16 protein-coding genes are annotated in these 17,933 nt (G+C 61.9%); 11 read left to right on the top strand and 5 right to left on the bottom strand.

The annotated features are described in order from the left end of the window. The first annotated feature begins 25 nt into the window (after positions 1–25). Positions 26–820: an HAD-IIB family hydrolase gene (locus tag PRZ03_RS21525; protein ID WP_273602198.1), complete on the top strand. Its 795-nt coding sequence runs from the start codon at positions 26–28 to the stop codon at positions 818–820. Here the strand turns inward: PRZ03_RS21525 and PRZ03_RS21520 are convergent. Both PRZ03_RS21520 and PRZ03_RS21515 read right to left on the bottom strand, forming a co-directional pair. After that, entirely contained in the window at positions 817–1,914 is a 1,098-nt protein-coding gene (locus PRZ03_RS21520; protein WP_273602197.1) for a DNA glycosylase AlkZ-like family protein, read from the bottom strand. The two genes, PRZ03_RS21525 and PRZ03_RS21520, sit on opposite strands and share 4 nt — an antisense overlap. Positions 1,915–1,936: 22 nt before the next feature. Further along, positions 1,937–2,998 (bottom strand): GGDEF domain-containing response regulator, encoded by a 1,062-nt coding sequence (locus PRZ03_RS21515; RefSeq protein WP_273602196.1) that lies wholly within the window; start codon positions 2,996–2,998, stop codon positions 1,937–1,939. A 232-nt stretch (positions 2,999–3,230) separates the two neighbouring features. Here PRZ03_RS21515 and PRZ03_RS21510 point away from each other — a divergent pair, with 232 nt between their 5' ends. Beyond that, positions 3,231–4,196, top strand: a complete 966-nt coding sequence (locus PRZ03_RS21510; protein WP_263535815.1) for a chemotaxis protein CheX — start codon at positions 3,231–3,233, stop codon at positions 4,194–4,196. A gap of 39 nt (positions 4,197–4,235) precedes the next feature. After that, positions 4,236–4,607: a response regulator gene (locus PRZ03_RS21505; protein WP_273602195.1), complete on the top strand. Its 372-nt coding sequence runs from the start codon at positions 4,236–4,238 to the stop codon at positions 4,605–4,607. Between the two features lie 385 nt (positions 4,608–4,992). On the opposite strand, the gene metK is transcribed toward PRZ03_RS21505, so the two are convergent. Beyond that, positions 4,993–6,174: a methionine adenosyltransferase gene (metK, locus tag PRZ03_RS21500; RefSeq protein WP_273602194.1), complete on the bottom strand. Its 1,182-nt coding sequence runs from the start codon at positions 6,172–6,174 to the stop codon at positions 4,993–4,995. Between the two features lie 176 nt (positions 6,175–6,350). Between metK and PRZ03_RS21495 the strand changes: the two genes are divergently transcribed. From PRZ03_RS21495 to PRZ03_RS21465, 7 genes are all read left to right on the top strand, one after another. Next, a complete protein-coding gene (locus PRZ03_RS21495; RefSeq protein ID WP_273602193.1) occupies positions 6,351–7,235 on the top strand; it encodes a lysophospholipid acyltransferase family protein in 885 nt (294 codons plus the stop codon). Between the two features lie 2 nt (positions 7,236–7,237). Beyond that, positions 7,238–8,140: an LpxL/LpxP family acyltransferase gene (locus tag PRZ03_RS21490; RefSeq protein ID WP_273602192.1), complete on the top strand. Its 903-nt coding sequence runs from the start codon at positions 7,238–7,240 to the stop codon at positions 8,138–8,140. Between the two features lie 96 nt (positions 8,141–8,236). Beyond that, positions 8,237–9,097, top strand: a complete 861-nt coding sequence (dapF, locus tag PRZ03_RS21485) for a diaminopimelate epimerase (RefSeq protein WP_273602191.1) — start codon at positions 8,237–8,239, stop codon at positions 9,095–9,097. Then, positions 9,094–9,822 carry a DUF484 family protein gene (locus PRZ03_RS21480; protein ID WP_273602190.1) on the top strand — a complete coding sequence of 243 codons (729 nt, stop codon included), beginning with the start codon at positions 9,094–9,096 and terminating at the stop codon, positions 9,820–9,822. Before dapF ends, PRZ03_RS21480 begins: the two co-directional genes overlap by 4 nt. Continuing rightward, on the top strand, positions 9,800–10,792 hold the full coding sequence (locus tag PRZ03_RS21475; RefSeq protein WP_409993985.1) for a tyrosine recombinase XerC: 993 nt from the start codon (positions 9,800–9,802) through the stop codon (positions 10,790–10,792). The genes PRZ03_RS21480 and PRZ03_RS21475 overlap by 23 nt, the downstream gene beginning before the upstream one ends. A 152-nt stretch (positions 10,793–10,944) precedes the next feature. Then, positions 10,945–12,348, top strand: a complete 1,404-nt coding sequence (locus tag PRZ03_RS21470; protein ID WP_273602189.1) for a hypothetical protein — start codon at positions 10,945–10,947, stop codon at positions 12,346–12,348. A gap of 16 nt (positions 12,349–12,364) precedes the next feature. Further along, positions 12,365–13,546 (top strand): class I SAM-dependent rRNA methyltransferase, encoded by a 1,182-nt coding sequence (locus PRZ03_RS21465; protein ID WP_273602188.1) that lies wholly within the window; start codon positions 12,365–12,367, stop codon positions 13,544–13,546. A 30-nt stretch (positions 13,547–13,576) separates the two neighbouring features. Here PRZ03_RS21465 and PRZ03_RS21460 read toward each other — a convergent pair whose 3' ends face one another. After that, positions 13,577–14,065 (bottom strand): Lrp/AsnC family transcriptional regulator, encoded by a 489-nt coding sequence (locus PRZ03_RS21460; protein ID WP_409993986.1) that lies wholly within the window; start codon positions 14,063–14,065, stop codon positions 13,577–13,579. Positions 14,066–14,207: 142 nt separating this feature from the next. Between PRZ03_RS21460 and glmS the strand changes: the two genes are divergently transcribed. Further along, the gene (gene glmS / locus PRZ03_RS21455) at positions 14,208–16,079 is read left to right on the top strand and encodes a glutamine--fructose-6-phosphate transaminase (isomerizing) (protein ID WP_273602186.1); all 1,872 of its coding nucleotides are present in this window, start codon (positions 14,208–14,210) and stop codon (positions 16,077–16,079) included. A 214-nt stretch (positions 16,080–16,293) separates the two neighbouring features. On the opposite strand, the gene PRZ03_RS21450 is transcribed toward glmS, so the two are convergent. Further along, on the bottom strand, positions 16,294–17,874 hold the full coding sequence (locus PRZ03_RS21450; RefSeq protein WP_273602185.1) for a hypothetical protein: 1,581 nt from the start codon (positions 17,872–17,874) through the stop codon (positions 16,294–16,296). Between the last annotated feature and the right edge of the window lie 59 nt (positions 17,875–17,933).

The following is a 17,933-nucleotide window of genomic DNA, read 5'->3' as shown; positions in this document are numbered from 1 at the left end:
GCCAAGATTACGGACAATCGCGCTTATGCAGCCTTTCAGCCTTTGCCCGCCCCAGCGCCTGCGCCATTTGCGCGGCGTGTTGACCGATATCGATGACACGCTGACGGCCCATGGTGAGATTGCGCCGGCCGCATTGGCGTCCTTGCAAGCCTTGCGTGACGCCGGCGTTCCGGTGATTGCCATAACGGGCAGGCCAAGCGGCTGGAGTGAGCCCTTTGCCTTGGCTTGGCCGCTGCTTGCCATCGTGGCGGAGAACGGCGCCGTGATGCTGCGCCGAGATGAACATGGCCTGTTGCAGCGCGAGTTCAGTCAAGCTGATGAGCGGGTTCGCGAGGCTAATTTCGAGCGCTTGCAGGCCTGTGCGGCCGATGTGCTGCAGCGCGTGCCGGGGGCATGCCTGGCCAACGACTCGGCCGGCCGCCTGACCGATATCGCCGTCGACCACAGTGAGTTCGCTCAGTTGGATGCGATACAGATTGCGGCCGTCTGCGCCGTGATGCGCGAACATGGCTTGGTGGCCACCGTCAGCTCCATCCATATCAATGGTTGGATTGGCGAGCACAATAAATTGTCGGCAGCCATTTGGGCCGTCCCGGCTTTATTGGGTGAGGCTTTCGATCCTGAACGCTGGCTCTATATTGGCGACTCAGCCAATGATCAGCTGATGTTCGAGCGCTTGCCGCTCACGGTTGGGGTCGCCAATATCGCACAGTGGGCGCCCCGTTTGCAGCATCTGCCCCTTTACGTAACGCAGGCCGAGCGGGGCGAAGGTTTTGCCGAATTGGCGCAGGCATTGCTTCGGGCCCGAGGCAGTGCTTAAGGCAGACTTGCACCCAAGAACAGAGCCATTTTTTGCTGCTCAATCTCCAAGGCTTGGCGTAGCGCCTTGTCGGGCGGCGGGTGGCTTTCGGCATAGCCGAAGTCGCTGATCAATTGGCCACTCTGGACTGACAGATTCGCCCAGCCCAGTACTTGGCCGCGCCACAACATCGGCAGCGCGTAATAGCCCATCTTGCGTTTGGCGGCGGGGGTGTAGGCTTCAAAACGATAGGCCCAACCCCAAAACAACTCGAAGCGCAAACGGTCCCAAACGACGGGGTCAAACGGCGCCAGCAAGCGCAGTTCGTCATCGAGGCGCCAGCGCTTGGCTGCGGGGTTTTCGCCTTCGGGCCAGTACCATCGGATGCCATCGATTTCGGCGTTAGGTAGGGTCTGCCGTGCGAGGCTCAAAGCGCGTTTGATCTCGGCACCAAGATGCGGGGCGCCATAGCCCAGCAGGCTGCACAGCTGACCCAGGCTGCGCGAGGGCAGGGGCGCGTACTTGGCCAGTACCAGTTGCAGCAAGGCATGGGCCTTGGCTTGTGGGCTGCGCTCGTCTGGGGTGTGAGTCACCGCCGCATAGATGCGCTGACCGGCTTCGCGACGCTGCACCCGCAACATGCCGCGGTAATGCATGTCGTCTAGCAAATGGGTGGTGGCGCTGCTGCTGCCTCCCCAGGCATTGCGGGTGCTGCCCAGGTCGAAATGCGCCTGGATGTCGCGCGGGTGGCTGGGCCCGCGGCTGCTGACAAAGCTTTGCAGGGCTTGGGCATGGCCTTTCGTCTTGCTGTCCCAGGCGCGGCGGGCCACGCGGGGGTGCATCAGCTGCAAATGTTCACGCGGCAGAAACCCGTAGTTGACGAGGCAATCCTCTTCAATCGCGAGCTGGCTATAGCGGCGCTCAAGGTCGCCGGCCCGGTAGTCTTTGACGCGTAAACGCAGGGTCAGGTCCTGTGCACGAGCCGGGGCTCGTATCGGATCGGCCTGCACAAAGCCCAGGCGTTTGATGGCGCCCGGCAAGGTCGTTGGGGTGAACAGGCTGCGAGCGACGGCGTAGCGGCGCAGGTCTTCGAGCGCGATGGGGCGGTTGGTCATTTTGCTAGTGTGCAACACCACACTAAATTGGATCGGGCTCGCGTATGTCTGTGCCCATGTCAACGCCCAAATTGGCCGCCCGGGCGCTGCGCTGCTCATGCGTGTCCATCTGCATCTCGAAACTGAAAAAGCAGTTGCGTCCGCGTGATTTGGCGGTGTAGAGCGCATCATCCGCGCGTCGCAGCAGGCCTTCGACCGTGGTGGATTGGTCGGGGATGCAGGTCGTGATGCCGCCCGACACGCTGACATGGGGCGCCACGGCCGACTTGGGGTGTTGAATCGCCGTCAGCGCCAAGGTGCGCAGCACGGCGCGAGCAAAGGTCATCGCACCGGAGCGCGGTGTGCCAGGCAGGATCAAGGCAAACTCTTCGCCGCCATAACGGGCCGCATAGTCGCGCGGGCGCCGGCAAGTTTCTTGCAAAAGGCGGGCAACGCGCTGTAGGCAAGCATCGCCTTCGACATGCCCGAGGCTGTCATTGAAATCTTTGAAGTAGTCGATGTCACACAGCACCAGCGTCAGCGTCTGCTTGTCGCGCTGGGCGGCGAGGATTTCTTGCTGCAGCCGGGCATCAAAGGCGCGCCGGTTCGGCAGGCCGGTCAGGGCGTCTTCATGGCTGAGCCGGGTCAGTTGTTCGTTGGCAAAGCGAAGCTCGTCAGACAATTCGAGCAGCCGCGTCTGCATGCGGCGCAGGCGCTGCATCGCGCGCAACTTGGCCTGCAGCACGGTGGCCGACACGGGCTTGATCAGATAGTCATCGCCGCCCGACTCGATGCCTTGCCAGAGATCTTGATCCTTGTCGCGGCTGGACAGGAAGATGATGGGTGTCCATCCGCCCGCTTCCACAGCCCGCATTTGGCTGGCGACCCAGTAACCGTCATGCCCGGGCATTTCTACGTCGAGCAAGACCAGGTCAGGCGACTCCGCTTGAAACAAGGTCAAGGCTTGATCGCTCGAGCCGGCCTCCAGCACCTGGTGGCCGGCGGCCTGCAACTGCGCCGAAAGAATGCGCCGCGCTGTCGCCTGGTCATCGACCACCAAGACCCGCAAGGCGGGCAGGGAGGAGGCTTGCAGCAGTTCTGACATGGTGCTTGTTCGGGTTTTGGGCCGGCGGGGCGAATGAAATTATGCGGTTTGCAGCCGCGCCGTCTAGCGGGTTTCCGAGTAGAAGTGGGCAACCGGCAGGGGGGGCGGGCGCATAGTGCTACAGAATTTGGCGGCGCTGCCGATGACGCAGAGGAACGCCGGGCTTTTCAGCCAGGCGTCATCTTGTTTGCTATTCGGCACAGGGCAGGGCGGCCGCGCACTGCGAAAAACCATGATCAACTCCACCCTCCTCGAAGCCAAGGTCTTGCTGCTTGAGCATGACCCGGAGCAATACCAGGTTCTGACCGACTTTTGCCAGGAAATCGGTCTGATTGCACTGCCGCGCTCGGCCAGTGACGCTTTGGCCACGCTGGGCAAGCACAAGGACCTGGGCGGCGTGCTGCTCGCCGATAACCTTCCTTGTGATCAGGGCGACGCCTTGCAGCTGGCCTGTGCTATTCACAAGCTACGCCCCGAGCTGCCGATTTTTCTGCGACGCAGCAGCGAGCGCGAGTTGAGCGCTGCGGAGCAACTGGCCGTGTGCCAGAACTGGAACACCGGCGACACCGACACCTTGCGCGCCGCCATCGACCACGCGATTTTCAGCCTCAGCTACCCGCGCAGCCTGGTGCAAGGCATCGCCGAGCTGACCTGCTCATCGCTGGTGGCGATGTTCCCCAACGCGCAGGTGGTGGCCGAGTCGCCCTATGTGGTTCACGACCGCATCATTCATGGTGAGGTGTCCACGCTGATCCCGATCGAGAGCACCTGGTGCCGCGGCTACATGATGCTGCAAACCGAGGAGAACGCGCTGCGCCAAGGCTTGATTCAGGGCTTCAGCTATGAAGGCGTGGGGGGGGACCTGAACTTCCGCGAACTCAACAATATGTTGGGCGAAACGACGAATCTGATCTGGGGCGCGTTCAAAAATCGCTATATCCCGCCGCAGGAGCTGAGCAAACAGCAAACGCAAGTGCCCATCGTCATCAACCACCAGCACAAATACATCTCCTTCGGCTCGCAAGATCCGCAGCTCTGTTTGCGCTACCAGCTGTCCGACCCGGCGCGTCCGGGGATGCCACCGTTGGTGATCGTGCAGCGGGTGATCTTCAATCTGCATTGGTCGCCGGAGGAATTTGCGGATTTCGAGGCGCATGCGGTGAAGGCCGGGCCGACGGGCGAGTTGGATCTGTTTTGAAATCAAGAGCCCAGGGCGGACGAGCGAGGAATTTCTGAAATGGCGAATGTCTTAGTGGTTGACGATTCGAGCACCATGCGCGAGATCGTCTCCAGTTTTTTGAGCAAGAACGGATTTGAAGTGGCGGTCGCCACCGATGGCCGTGATGGGCTTGTGCAACTGCGCAGCGATCCCGACATCAAGCTGGTGGTCAGTGACTTCAATATGCCGCATATGGACGGGCTGACCATGGCGGAGAAGATCCGCACCGAACTCGGCAATCAAGCGGTACGCATCGTGATGCTGACGACCGAAGACAACCCGCAGATGCGCGCGCGCGGCAAGGCCATTGGCGTCACCGGCTGGATCGTCAAACCCTTTCGCGGCGACGCTGTGCTGGGGCCGTTCAAGAAGTTGTGCGGGATGAGTTGATCGATTTTGAAGGTAAAAAAGGGCCGCTCCGGTTTGCCGGAGCGGCCCTTTCGTTTTGGCGGTTTGTGCCGCAGCCTTGTGGGCTTTGCTCACATCGCGGTGCGATATGAGCAAAGCCCCAAAGCGTCTTGTCCGCCTGAGGCGTCGCCTGGCCTTTTACAGGCCAGCCGCTGCACGCAGCGTAGCCGCTTTGTGGTCTTCGTTCACGTCGCGGTGCGACATGAACTTCGCCCCAAGTCCCAGTACCCGCTGACGCGGGTGCCGTGCTTACAGCCCGGCTGCTGCACGCAGCAACTGGGCCTTGTCCGTCCTTTGGTCTCCACTCACATCCGCTGCGCGGATATGAATGTCGCCCGCGCACGGAGCCGAGCTGTGCTCGGCGGCCTTACAGGCCGGCTGCAGCGCGAAGCACCGCAGCTTTATCCGTGCGCTCCCACGTGAACTCGGGTTCTTCGCGGCCGAAGTGACCATAGGCCGCTGTCTTGGTGTAAATCGGGCGCAACAGGTCCAGCATCTGGATGATGCCCTTGGGGCGCAGGTCGAAGTGTTCTTGCACCAGGGCCGAGAGCTTGTCGTCCGAGATCACACCGGTGCCTTCGGTGTAGACGGTCACATTCATCGGCTTGGCCACGCCAATCGCGTAGGCGACCTGAATCTGGCATTGGCGCGCCAGGCCGGCGGCCACGATGTTCTTGGCCACATAGCGCGCGGCATAGGCGGCCGAGCGGTCGACCTTGCTAGGGTCTTTGCCGGAGAAGGCGCCGCCGCCATGCGGGCAGGCGCCGCCGTAGGTGTCCACAATGATCTTGCGGCCGGTCAGGCCGCAGTCACCCTGCGGGCCGCCGATGACGAAGCGCCCGGTCGGGTTGATCAGGTATTTGGTGTCCTTCAACCAAGCCGGTGGCAGCACTGGCTTGATGATCTCTTCGATCACCGCCTCGATGAACTCGGGCTTCATCTTGCTGCCGTCGCTCATTTCCGGGCTGTGCTGGCTGGACAGCACCACGGTGTCGATCGAATGTGGCTTGCCGTTCACATAGCGCATCGTCACCTGGCTCTTGGCGTCCGGGCGCAGAAAGGGCAGGCGACCGTCTTTGCGCAGTTGCGCTTGGCGCTCGACCAAACGGTGCGCGTAATAGATCGGCGCGGGCATCAGCTCGGGCGTTTCGTCGCAGGCATAGCCGAACATCAGGCCCTGGTCACCAGCGCCGATATTCAGATGATCGTCGGAGGCGTGGTCAACGCCTTGGGCGATGTCATTGCTCTGCTTGTCATAGGCGACCAGAACCGCGCAGCCCTTGTAGTCAATGCCGTACTCGGTGTTGTCATAGCCGATGCGCTTGAGGGTGTCACGTGCCACCTGGATGTAGTCCACATGGGCGTTGGTGGTGATCTCACCGGCCAGCACGACCAGACCGGTATTGCACAGCGTTTCGGCCGCCACGCGGGAGCGTGGGTCTTGCGCGAAGATTGCGTCGAGAATCGCGTCCGAGATCTGGTCCGCGCATTTGTCCGGGTGACCCTCGGATACGGATTCAGAAGTAAATAAGAAATCGTTGTTCGCCACTTTTACACTCCAGTTAACAGTTGATCGGCGTTGCCGTGCTGTCGGGAGACGCGGCGAACGCTTTAGCAGCATTTGTTGAGCATCGCTGCCCGGCGGGTGTTTCATTCTTGTGAATAAAGCCCGCATCGCCCCGCAAGTTGTCCAATTTAACTCGGCGATGTTTGGATTATAGAAATATGTTGACCTTGTTTCGAATATTGTCCCGCTTGCCCTTACGAGTTCTCCATGCCGTGGGCGCGGTCGCCGGTTGGCTGGTCTATCTGGCTTCGCCCAGTTACCGGGCGCGCTTTCGGGCTCATGTGCAGATTGCCGGCCTTCCTTGGGCTGCGGCGCGCGGCGGCATCCAGGAGGCTGGCCGCATGATTGCGGAAGTGCCCTGGCTGTGGATGCGCCCGCATGATGTGCCCTTGGGCGACAAACTGCAGTGGCGGGGCGCCGAGCTGATCGAGCAGGGGCTGGTGGCGGGGCGCGGACTGGTGTTCCTGACGCCGCATCTGGGCTGCTTCGAAATCTGCGCACAAGCCTTTGCCGAACGCTTTTCAGCGTCCGGGCCGGTCACGGTCTTGTTTCGGCCGGCCAAGCAAGCGTGGCTGCGCCGGGTCATCGATGCCTCGCGTGGGCGCCCAGGGCTGGAAACGGCCCCCGCCACCCTGGCCGGCGTGCGTCAGATGATTCGGGCCTTGCGCAAGGGTCAGTGCGTGGGCCTTTTGCCGGATCAGGTGCCGCCTCAGGGCCTGGGCGTCTGGGCGGATTTCTTTGGCCGCCCGGCCTACACCATGACCTTGGCCGCGCGTTTGCTGCAACAAACCGGCGCGATGCCCCTGCTGATTTGGGGTGAACGCTTGCCCAAGGGGCGGGGCTATGTGGTGCATGTGCTGCCGGCCGCGCCGATCGCGGCCGATTTACCTGCAGAATCCGCCGCTGCCATCATCAACCAAGGCATGGAAGAAATGATCCGACTCGCACCGCATCAGTATTTGTGGGGATACAACCGCTACAAGCATCCGCGCAGCCTGGATATTGGCGTTGCGCCGGCCGCCGAGCCCCGGCAGGAGGCTTGAGCATGGCTGCACGAATGGGCGCGCGCATCGGGGCACACCTCGCCATCGGCCTGCTGTGGCTGCTGCATTTCTTGCCGCTGGGCCTGCTGGCCGCACTCGGCCAAGGGTTGGGCGCGGTGCTGTGGCGTCTGGCGAAATCACGCCGGCGCATCGCCTTGCGCAATCTGGCGCTTTGCTTCCCGGAGAAGACCGACGCACAGCGCGAACTGCTGGCGCGCGAGCATTTCGGCTGGATGGGCCGCTCCATCTTGGAGCGCGGCTTGCTTTGGTTCGCCTCGCCCGAGCGGCTGCGCCGGCTGATTCACATCAAGGGCGATATCAAAGTGGCCGAGAAGAGCTCGGCGCCAGTGATGTGGTGGGTGCCCCATTTCGCGGGCTTGGATGTGGTGGGCAATGGTTTGATGCTGAATCAGCAGCAGCCTGGTGTGTTTGTCTATCAGCGCCAAAGCAATCCGGTCTTCGATGCGCAGATGTTGGCCGGTCGCAGCCGCTTTGGCGTCACCACCTCGGTCATTCGGGAAGAAGGAATTCGGCCGGTGCTGCGCCTGATTCGTGAGGGCCATGCTTTTTTCAATCTACCCGACATGGATTTCGGCCGCAAAGACTCGGCCTTTGTACCCTTCTTCGGCATTCCCACCTGCACCTTGCTGGCGCCGGGCAAGATTGCCAGTAGCATGAAAATGCTGGTGGTGCCGCTTGTGGCGACCATGCTGCCGGGCGGGCAGGGCTATGTGTTGGAGGTGTGGGCTGCGCCGCCTGGCTATCCCAGTGGCGATCTGGAGGCCGACGCAGCCCAGATGAATGCCTGGCTGGAGCAGCGCATCCGCGAGAACCCGGCGCAGTATCTGTGGGTGCACAAGCGCTTCAAGACGCGGCCCGAGGGTGAGCCTTCGCTGTATGTTTAATGCTTAGCCTTCTCGCGAGGGCCCCAGGCGTCCGCCCTGGGTCGGCCCGGCGAACGGCTCGGGTCGCCGTGATGGTGTGGCAGCGATAATCTGTAGATGAAACTTCGCTTCACCAAAATGCAGGGCGCCGGCAATGACTTTGTGGTCATCAACGCGCTGCAGCAGCCCCTCACGCTGACGCCCGAGCAAATTCGCCGTTTGGGCGATCGCCGCTTTGGCGTTGGCTGCGACCAAATCCTGGTGATTGAGCCCGGCAAAGTGGCCGGCGTCGACTTCAGCTACCGGATTTTCAATAACAGCGGCGACGAGGTCGAGCATTGCGGCAATGGTGCTCGCTGCTTTGTGCGCTATGTGGCCGAGCATGGTTTGTCTGACAAGCGCAGCATCCGGGTGCAGACGCTCAATGCCGTGCTGGAGCTGCATTTGCGCGACGACGGCCGCGTCACCGTGGACATGGGCGCTCCGCGCTTTGAGCATGCTGCGCTGCCTTTTGATTCGAGCGGCTTGTGTGCCAGTTCGCGCAATGGTTTTGAGCTGTGGCCGCTGGAAGGCCTGAATTGCGAGCTCGCCGTGCTGTCGATGGGCAATCCGCATGCGGTGCAAGTGGTGAGCGGTGATGTAGATGCGGCGCCGGTGCTGACCCTGGGCCCCTTGGTTGAGGCGCATCGTCGTTTCCCTCGCAAGGTCAACGCCGGCTTTATGCAGATTGTGTCGCGCAGCGAGATTCGCTTGCGCGTGTTTGAGCGCGATGCGGGCGAGACGCTGGCCTGCGGCACCGGCGCCTGTGCGGCCGTGGTCGCTGGTATTCGCCTGGGGTTGCTGGATGAGTGCGTTGAGGTTCACGCACGCGGCGGCGATTTGAAAATTGAATGGGCCGGCCTCAGCGTCGGCCTGAGCGCGCCGGTCTTCATGACCGGGCCGGCGCAAACCGTGTTTGAAGGAGAAATCGAGCTGTGAGCAATCAACAAGAGCCAAGGCAAGTGATTACCGAACAAGATATCGCCGACTTTCTGGCCAAGACGCCGGGCTTTTTCGAGCGCCATGCCGAGTTGCTGGCCACCGTGCAACTGAGTCATCCCCATGGTGCAAGAGCGGTGTCGCTGCAGGAGCGTCAGGCCGAAATGCTGCGTGAAAAGATCAAGGGGCTGGAGTCCAAGATCATCGAGATGATTCGCAACGGCCAGGAGAACGTCGGCATCGCCGACCGCCTGCACCGCTGGACCAAGAGCCTGATGCTGACCGCCGATGCTGCGCAGTTGCCGGCCGTGCTGCTTCAGGAGTTGCGCCACCAGTTCATGATTCCGCAGGCCGGCTTGCGGCTGTGGCATGTGGCGCCCGAATATGCCCAGGCCGACTTCGCGCAGGCGGTCAGCGCCGATGTGAAGAGCTTTGCCCTCAGCCTGAGCCAGCCCTATTGCGGCATCAACTCGGGCTTTGAGGCTGCACAGTGGTTGCATGCAGACGAGGGCGGCAACCATGGCGCCGCGACCTCGCTGGCCTTGATCCCTCTGACTCATGGCAAGCCCAGCCAAAGCTTCGGTCTGCTGGTGCTGGGCTCGCCCGACCCGACCCGCTACACGGCCGAGATGGGCACCGAGTTCCTGGCCCGCGTGGGCGATATTGCCAGCGCGGCCTTGGCCAGATTGCTGGCCGTGAGCGGTGACGCCAATACGCCGGCCTGAGGTCACCGAAGGTGCCGAGCCACAGCTGCTGGCGGCACCCTTGTCTGGCTATCTTGAACATATCAAGGTGCAGCGCCGCTTGGCGCCGCGCAGCTTGGTCATTTATGCGGACGCCCTGCTGCGCCTGCAGAACTTGGCCGGGGCTGGCGGCATTGCCCTGTTGACGCTGCGTCCTCATCAAGCCCGCAGCCTAGCGGCCAAATTGCACGGTGAGATGGACTTGGGCCCGCGCAGCATGGCGCTGCATCTATCGGTTTGGCGCGGCCTGTATCGCTGGCTCGGAGCTGAGCGTTTGGTCGAGTTGAATCCTTTTGACGGCTTGCGTGCACCCAAGGCGGCCAAGCCCCTGCCCAAGGCCTTGGCGGTCGATGATGCGGTGCAGCTCGCCAGCTTCAGCGGCGGCAATGCTGCCGATGGCGCGCAGGCCTTGGATGCGCGGCTCGAAGCACGCGACCGTTGCATGGTTGAGCTCTTGTATGGCTGTGGCTTGCGCGTGTCCGAATTGGTGGGCTTGGACCTGCAAGCCGGCCCCGCGTCCTTGGGCTGGATTGACCGGCAAGCGGCCGAGGCGACGGTCTTGGGCAAGGGCAGCAAACGCCGCTCGGTACCGGTAGGCAGTGCTGCGATGGCCGCTTTGGATCAATGGTTGCAGGTGCGTGGGCAACTCGCGCGCAGCGATGAGCCTGCGCTGCTGGTGGGTCAGCGCGGGGCTCGCTTGGGTGCGGTGCAAATTCGCGCCAGCTTGAAAGCACGGGCCTTGGCGGCCGGCATGCCCGCCCATGTGCACCCGCATATGTTGCGGCACTCGTTCGCTTCGCACATCCTGCAGTCCAGCGGTGACTTGCGGGCGGTGCAGGAGTTGCTGGGCCATGCGCATATCACGACGACTCAGATCTATACGCAGTTGGATTTTCAACACTTGGCCAAAATCTATGATGCTGCGCATCCGCGCGCAAAGAAAAAACAATGACAGTGTTTCCGCCTTTCCTTTTGACAACTGCTTGCGCTCGTTCCACATTGATTGCCGCAGCCATCGCGCTCGCTATGGCTGCGCCTGCGGCGGCGCAAACCCAAGCTGTATCCCCTGAGCTGGTGCGCCCCGGCCCCATCAGGCCTGCCACCGTGGAAAGCAACTGGACACCCCTGCGCTTGCCCAATGGCGACCGCATCGGCTTGCTGAGCCTGAGCTATTTGATGGCGGTCGACGAAGAATGGGGCTTTGGCCCCAGCGTCTACGGCGCGGCCAAGGGCAATTACGGCGGGCTGTTCACAATGGGCTTCACCGGCCAGCGGCGCTGGCGCCTCAGTTCTTCCACGCATCTGGCGGCCGGGCTCTATGCCGGCGCCGGCGGCGGTGTGGGCTCGGACAAGGTTCGCTTTGGCGGCGGGCTGATGTTGCGCCCCGAGTTGTCGCTGCGCATGGAATCGGGCGACTGGTATAGCGGCTTGTCCCTGGCGCATGTGCGCTTCCCCAGTGGCAATATTTCAGATACCAGTCTCGGCCTGGTGCTGGGGCGCGCGAACAACTTCGTCAGCTTCGCCCCCAGTGACGCAGGCAAGCCGGGCCGCGCCAGCCAACGTACCGGCCTGGGCTTTGACGAGATCGCCTTACAAGGCGGCTTTGCCTATCCGCGCTCGGGCACGCGTGACCGCAGCGGCAAACCCAACACCGGGCGGATAGTTTTTGCCGGCGCCGACCTGCGTCAATACATTGCCGACGGCAGCTGGTGGGGCGTGGAAGCCGCCGGCGCGGCGCAAGGCGGGGTTGACGGCTATATGGAGGTGCTGGCCACCGCCGGCCAGGACTGGGCGCTGTTCGGCCCCAAGCTGCGCGTCGGCGGGCAGATCGGCGCGGGCCTGGCCGGCGGCGGCAATGTCGACACCGGCAACGGCTGGCTGCTGCGCGCCGGCCCGACGTTGCGTTGGATCAGCCCCTGGGGCGCCACCTTGCGGCTTGACGGCGGCCTCAGCTACGCGCCGGACGGGCAGTTTTCGACCCGCTTTGTGCGCCTGGGTCTGGCCCTGCCTTTGGATCAAACGCCATCGGTCAGCAGCAGTTTGGAGCAGCAGGCTGGCATCGTGCGCACTCAGCAAATCTTCGCCAGCTATCAGCACCTGCCCAAGGTTCGCTTCAAAGACGGCAGCGAAGACGCGATCGGCCAGATCGCCTTTGTCATGACCCGCGAGCTGACGCCAAGCCTCTACGGTGTTGCGCAGGCCGGCAGTGCGGCCACCGGCAAGGCCGGGGCCTATGCCTTCGGCCTGTTCGGTGCAGGCCTGCAGTCGCCTCAGTTGCTTGGCGGCGCGCGCTTAGGTGCTGAATTGTTGGCCGGCGTGGCCGGTGGCGGCGGTGTCGATGTCGGTAGCGGCGCCTTGCTGCAGGCAGAAGCCTACGGGCAGTGGGAACGTGAGCATCTGCGCGTGCGGGCCGGCCTGGGCCAGTGGCGCACCATGCGCAATGGTGCGCAAACGGCCCAAATTTTCAATCTGTCGGTCGGCTATGCCTTCGGCAGCCTGGCTCGCTGAGTGCCGAGAGGAAACCATGAAAAAAATCGTCATACGTGCCGGCAAAGAGCGTTCGCTGCAGCGCCGCCACCCCTGGATTTTTGAAAGCTCGATCGCCCGCGGCGGCGCCGACGGTGGCGAAACCGTGCGGGTCGAGTCGGCCGATGGCGCTTTCCTGTGCTGGGGCGCTTTCAGCCCGGCCTCGCAAATCCGCGTGCGCGCCTGGAGCTTTGACGAGGCGCAGCGCATCGACGCGGCCTTCTTCGAGCAGCGCATCCAGCGTGCGCTGGCCATGCGCGCGCGGCTGTCGATTCAGTCCGACGCGCTGCGCTTGATTCACGGTGAGGCCGACGGCCTGCCCGGTCTGGTGGTGGATCGTTATGGCGACACCTTGGTGGCCCAGTTCCTGGCCAGTGGTGTCGAGCGCTGGAAGGATGTGATCGCGGATCTGTTGCTGGCTGCGACCGGCCTGACGCGTTTGTTTGAGCGCTCGGACGCGCAGGTGCGCGTCCTTGAGGGCTTGGCGCAAACCACGGGCTGGCTGCGTGGCGGCGGTGCGACCGAGGTGGAGATCAGCGAGCACCAGTGGCGCTTGACGCTCGACGTGGCCGAGGGCCACAAGACCGGCTACTACCTGGATCAACGCGACAACCGCAAGAAGTTTGCCGACAGCGTGCGTCAGTTCGGCTGCAAGACCGTGCTGAACTGCTACAGCTACACGGGCGGTTTTTCGGTGGCGGCGCTGGCCGGCGGGGCCGAGCAGGTGATCAGCATCGACTCGTCCGGGCCGGCCCTGGCCCGCGCCAATGCCCATGTGCTGCTGAACGGCTTTGACCCGGCGCGCCATCTGGCCATGGATGCCGATGTGAACGCCACGCTGCGTGCGTTCATCAAAGAAGGGCGTCAGTTCGACGCCATCGTGCTTGACCCGCCCAAATTCGCGCCCACCGCCGCCCATGCCGAGCGCGCCGCGCGGGCCTACAAGGACATCAACCGCTTAGGCCTGATGCTGTTGAAGCCGGGTGGCCTGTTGTTCACCTTCTCTTGTTCGGGCGGCGTCGGCCCCGAGTTGTTCCACAAAATCGTCGCCGGGGCCGGCCTTGACGCTCCTTGCGACGGCTTCATCCTCGACCGCGTCGGCGCGACGCCGGACCACCCGCAGACGATCTGCTTCCCTGAGGGCGAATACCTGAAGGGCTTGTTGATCCTGAAGGCCTGATTCGCCCTTGTTGGCGCTCGCAGCGCGGGCTCAGATTGTCGGCAAAGCAATGCGCGGCTCGAACTTGCCGCGCCGCACCGAGAAGAAGGCCTTCACATTACGCACATTGGCGTCTTGCGTGAATAAGCGCATCACCAGGGCTTGATATGCCGCCATATCGGGCACTTGCAGGATCAGCACGAAGTCCGGCCCGGGTGAGACCTGGTAGCACTGTTGCACCGCCACTTCGCGCAAGACCTTGGCCTCAAACGCAGCCAGATGCTCGGCGCCTTGCCGGTCCAGCGTGATCTCAACGATGGCGCTGAGGCCGGCGCCGAGTTTCTCGGCCGACAAGAGCGCGACGCGGCGCTCGATCACGCCACTTTCCACCAAGCGTTTGACCCGCCGCAGGCAAGTAGCCGGCGAGACATGGGCGCGACTCGCCAGATCCTGGTTGGACAGCGAAGCATCGCTTTGCAGGCAATCCAGAATGCGCAAGTCGGCCGCATCCAAGTCCAGGCTCGTGATCAATTCGATCATATGCATTGAATTTGTGAAATATTAGGTCTCAATGCTGGTGGTGTGGCTGATTATTTCATTTTATGCATGATTTTGAAAGCATTGATTTCTGCCGAATGCCTACGATGCGTCCCAGCAAAACAATTTGTCGGAGCAAGCAATCATGTGTGGAATCGTCGGTGCCGTCAGTCAGCGCAATATCGTCCCCGTTCTGATCGAGGGGCTGAAGCGGCTTGAATACCGGGGTTATGACTCCTGCGGTGTCGCCGTGCATCAAGACGGCGGCCTGCGTCGCGCCCGCAGCACTTCGCGCGTGGCCGAGTTGACAGGCTTGGCCGAAGAAGACGGCATCGCCTCCGGCACCGGCATCGCCCACACGCGGTGGGCCACGCACGGCGCCCCGGCCGTGCACAACGCCCACCCACATTTTTCGCCCGGCCCCAATGCGGCCACCGATAGCGTGGGCCGGATCGCCCTGGTGCACAACGGCATCATCGAAAACCACGACGAATTGCGCGCCGAATTGAAGGCGCGTGGTTATGTCTTCACCAGCCAGACCGACACCGAGGTGATCGCTCACCTGATCGATCATCTCTATAACGGCGATTTGCTCGAAGCAGTGCAGCAAGCCTTGCCGCGCTTGAAGGGCGCTTACGCCGTGGCGGTTTTCTGCCGTGACGAGCCGCACCGCGTGATCGCCGCTCGCGAAGGTTCGCCGCTGGTGCTGGGGCTGGGTATGGACGCAGCGCAAGGTGAGAACTTTGTGGCTTCGGACGCGATGGCGCTGGCCGGTGTCACCGACCAGATCGTCTACCTCGAAGAAGGCGACGTGGTTGACCTGCAGTTGGGCCGTTACTGGATCAGCAATCTGAGCGCTCAAACCGGCCGTTATGAAGCGCAGCAGCGCCAGGTGCGTACCGTGCACGCGCACAGTGGCGCGGCCGAGCTCGGGCCTTATCGCCACTATATGCAGAAGGAAATCTTCGAGCAGCCCACCGCGATTGCCAACACGCTCGAAGCCATCACCAGCATCAGCCCCGAGCTGTTTGGGGATGGTGCTTACGGCATCTTCAAAGAAGTCGACTCTGTGCTGATCCTGGCCTGTGGCACCAGCTTCTACTCCGGCTCGACCGCCAAGTACTGGCTGGAGTCGATCGCCAAGATCCCCACCAGTGTCGAAATCGCCAGCGAATACCGTTACCGCGACAGCGTGCCTAACCCGCGTACCCTGGTCGTGACGATCAGTCAGAGCGGTGAGACGGCAGACACCCTGGCCGCGCTCAAACATGCGCGCGCACAGGGTATGAAGCACACCTTGACCGTCTGCAATGTCTCCACGAGTGCCATGGTGCGCGAATGCGAGCTGGCCTATATCACCCGCGCCGGTGTCGAAATCGGTGTGGCCTCGACCAAAGCCTTCACGACCCAGTTGGTGGGCCTGTTCCTGCTGACCTTGGCGTTAGCACAAACACGCGGCCACCTGAGCGAAGCGCAAGAAGCCGAGCATGTCAAAGCGCTGCGCCATCTGCCGGTGGCGGTGCAAGCGGTCTTGGCGCTGGAGCCGCAAGTGATTGCCTGGAGCGAAGAATTCGCCCGCAAGGAAAACGCCTTGTTCCTGGGCCGTGGGCTGCATTACCCGATTGCGCTGGAAGGTGCTTTGAAGCTGAAGGAAATCAGTTACATCCACGCCGAGGCCTACCCGGCCGGTGAGCTGAAGCATGGCCCGCTGGCGCTGGTGACGGCCGAGATGCCCGTGGTCACGGTAGCGCCGAACGACACCTTGCTGGAGAAGCTCAAGAGCAATATGCAGGAAGTCCGTGCGCGGGGCGGTCAGCTCTATGTGTTCGCCGATGGTGACACGCAGATTGAGTCGGAGCCGGGCCTGCATGTGATCCGTATGCCCGAGCATTACGGTGCCCTAAGCCCTATCCTGCACGTCATCCCGCTGCAGTTGCTGGCCTATCACACGGCCTGCGCACGGGGGACGGATGTTGACAAGCCACGCAACCTGGCCAAGAGCGTGACGGTCGAATGACCGTCTCGGCGCCTTTTGCTGTGAGGAATAAAGTCCGTCGGATCAGAATAAAGTCCGTCGGAAAATTTCTCGGCTGTTTTGGCGAGCGGTCTGACTAAAAGCTGTCGAAAATAGGAAAAGGCGCTTTCGGCGCCTTTTCTATTGCTCGCGTTGATTCGCGTTGCGCTTCTGGACGGCAGATGCCTTGAGGGCGCGCCGAATTCGGTGCTTCGACTTAAGCTCGCGCCGACAAGTCAATGACTAGGCCGAATATCCGGTTCCATCTGTCCTTGGGCATGGCCGCACCAAGGAGCTCGGCCATGTGCTCGGCGTTGCGCGGCACCGTGCCATCCGGTTGCGGCTTTGGTTCTTTGCCGAACCAAAAAACAAGGTAGACGCCAATGCCCTGGGCACCAGGGTTGCCCGTGTATCGTGCCTCAAGCTGATCCAGCCAAGCCGTCCAAACGGCGGGGTGGTTTTCCTTTTTTATCTCGACAGGAACGACGATTCGGGCGCCACGGTGCATTGTTGTAGCCTGTAAGTCGGCGCGTTTGTCTGCCGCTGCCATTGCCTCCTTCTCGATTTGCACGCCAAGTGGAAGCATGCTGTCGCGCAGCAGTCCCTGCAGCACGTCCCGGCAAGAGTTTTCAGTCTTGGGCTTCTTTTGCCCGTTTGAGTCGCGCTCCCAGAACAGTTCCAGCTGGTTCGTTTCTTCTGCTCGAATGCGCTTTGCGAGCAACATCATTTTCTCGACAAGCAAAATGGCCATGTCTCGGGCGTTTGCTGGTTCAAGATTGCACAGGACCTTTCCAACCTCTGTGGCGTTTGGTGCCACGAACGAAAGTGAACGAGCAAGCTTTTGTTGAACACCGATGTACCAATCAAGTTCGGTGCGCCACGCGCCCATGGCCGGCAAAGTCCGAAGTCGAGCGAGTTCCTTGGTCGCCAGTGGGCTGGAGAGGCTAGAGACTTGTTTGGTCAGGTTGTGAATGAGTCGACTGCCCTTTCCAAAAGGATCTTCTGACTCATGCGGTATCAATGAGTCAGACGTTTGCGCACATTCAGAGAGAAGTTCGATCAGCCAACTCGCCGATTCAATGGATCCCTCAACGAAGCCGGAAACGTCTACCCGTTGCTCTGTGAACGCCCTGCGGATAGCCAGTCCGACATCCGGCTGAACGTCCGCAACTGTTTTGAGTGTCAACAAGTGCAGTTCAGGATCCGAGGCTAGTGCGGCAATCCGGAGTGCCGCAAAAAATTCTATGGATAGGGACTCGTCTTTCAGTCGGTTGGCAATCAAGCTTTGAAACGTGTCCGGCGCCAGATGTTGATTGGCTGCGGGAATCAAACAAGAATTGAAGACTCGAAGCTGGTCACTCGTTGGCGCGCTCGGGATTGCCATCAACAAGTCAGGTAAGAGCAGCGTAACGAACTCTCTTGGTGCATCGGCATCCCGCAAACCGTAATAGAGCTGCAGCTTTGGTGAGGCCGCCAACATGAGGTCTGCTTGAAGAAGCTCACGGGAAGCTAGGTAGACGGTGTTCGGATGCTTTAGGCAAAGTGCCTTGAACCAGGCGCTGTCAGCCCCCCATTCGTCGATCAATTGGTAGGCAATCAAGGCTTCGACTGCATTCGTTGAAATCGTCTCAAAAATTGCGGCAGAGTCTTGTGCCCACGCGAGCTCCGCGGCCAAGAGCCCTGCGTGACTCAGGCAGTAGCGTTTGCCTGTTTCGCGCAAAGAAAGTACCTGTTCCTGTTGGCGATCACTGAAAACTGACCCACCTGCAAGGGCCGCGATCGCGCAAAACTGACCCATGTATCGACACTGTCCTGCTCAAGGCTGAGCGGGGAATCAGGAGTGATTAACGTGGGCAT

The organism is Roseateles albus (assembly GCF_028595345.1).
GTDB lineage: Bacteria > Pseudomonadota > Gammaproteobacteria > Burkholderiales > Burkholderiaceae_C > Paucibacter_A > Paucibacter_A albus.
This window is presented reverse-complemented; position numbering and strand designations above follow the sequence as displayed.

Bases quoted from the DNA above. Each gene is read 5' to 3' on its own strand.
- PRZ03_RS21515 (WP_273602196.1), bottom strand. From the start codon at position 2,998: ATGTCAGAACTGCTGCAAGCCTCCTCCCTGCCCGCCTTGCGGGTCTTG.
- PRZ03_RS21510 (WP_263535815.1), top strand. From the start codon at position 3,231: ATGATCAACTCCACCCTCCTCGAAGCCAAGGTCTTGCTGCTTGAGCAT.
- PRZ03_RS21525 (WP_273602198.1), top strand. From the start codon at position 26: ATGCAGCCTTTCAGCCTTTGCCCGCCCCAGCGCCTGCGCCATTTGCGC.
- dapF (WP_273602191.1), top strand. From the start codon at position 8,237: ATGAAACTTCGCTTCACCAAAATGCAGGGCGCCGGCAATGACTTTGTG.
- PRZ03_RS21465 (WP_273602188.1), top strand. From the start codon at position 12,365: ATGAAAAAAATCGTCATACGTGCCGGCAAAGAGCGTTCGCTGCAGCGC.
- PRZ03_RS21450 (WP_273602185.1), bottom strand. From the start codon at position 17,874: ATGGGTCAGTTTTGCGCGATCGCGGCCCTTGCAGGTGGGTCAGTTTTC.
- glmS (WP_273602186.1), top strand. From the start codon at position 14,208: ATGTGTGGAATCGTCGGTGCCGTCAGTCAGCGCAATATCGTCCCCGTT.
- PRZ03_RS21495 (WP_273602193.1), top strand. From the start codon at position 6,351: ATGTTGACCTTGTTTCGAATATTGTCCCGCTTGCCCTTACGAGTTCTC.
- PRZ03_RS21460 (WP_409993986.1), bottom strand. From the start codon at position 14,065: ATGATCGAATTGATCACGAGCCTGGACTTGGATGCGGCCGACTTGCGC.
- PRZ03_RS21520 (WP_273602197.1), bottom strand. From the start codon at position 1,914: ATGACCAACCGCCCCATCGCGCTCGAAGACCTGCGCCGCTACGCCGTC.
- PRZ03_RS21490 (WP_273602192.1), top strand. From the start codon at position 7,238: ATGGCTGCACGAATGGGCGCGCGCATCGGGGCACACCTCGCCATCGGC.
- PRZ03_RS21505 (WP_273602195.1), top strand. From the start codon at position 4,236: ATGGCGAATGTCTTAGTGGTTGACGATTCGAGCACCATGCGCGAGATC.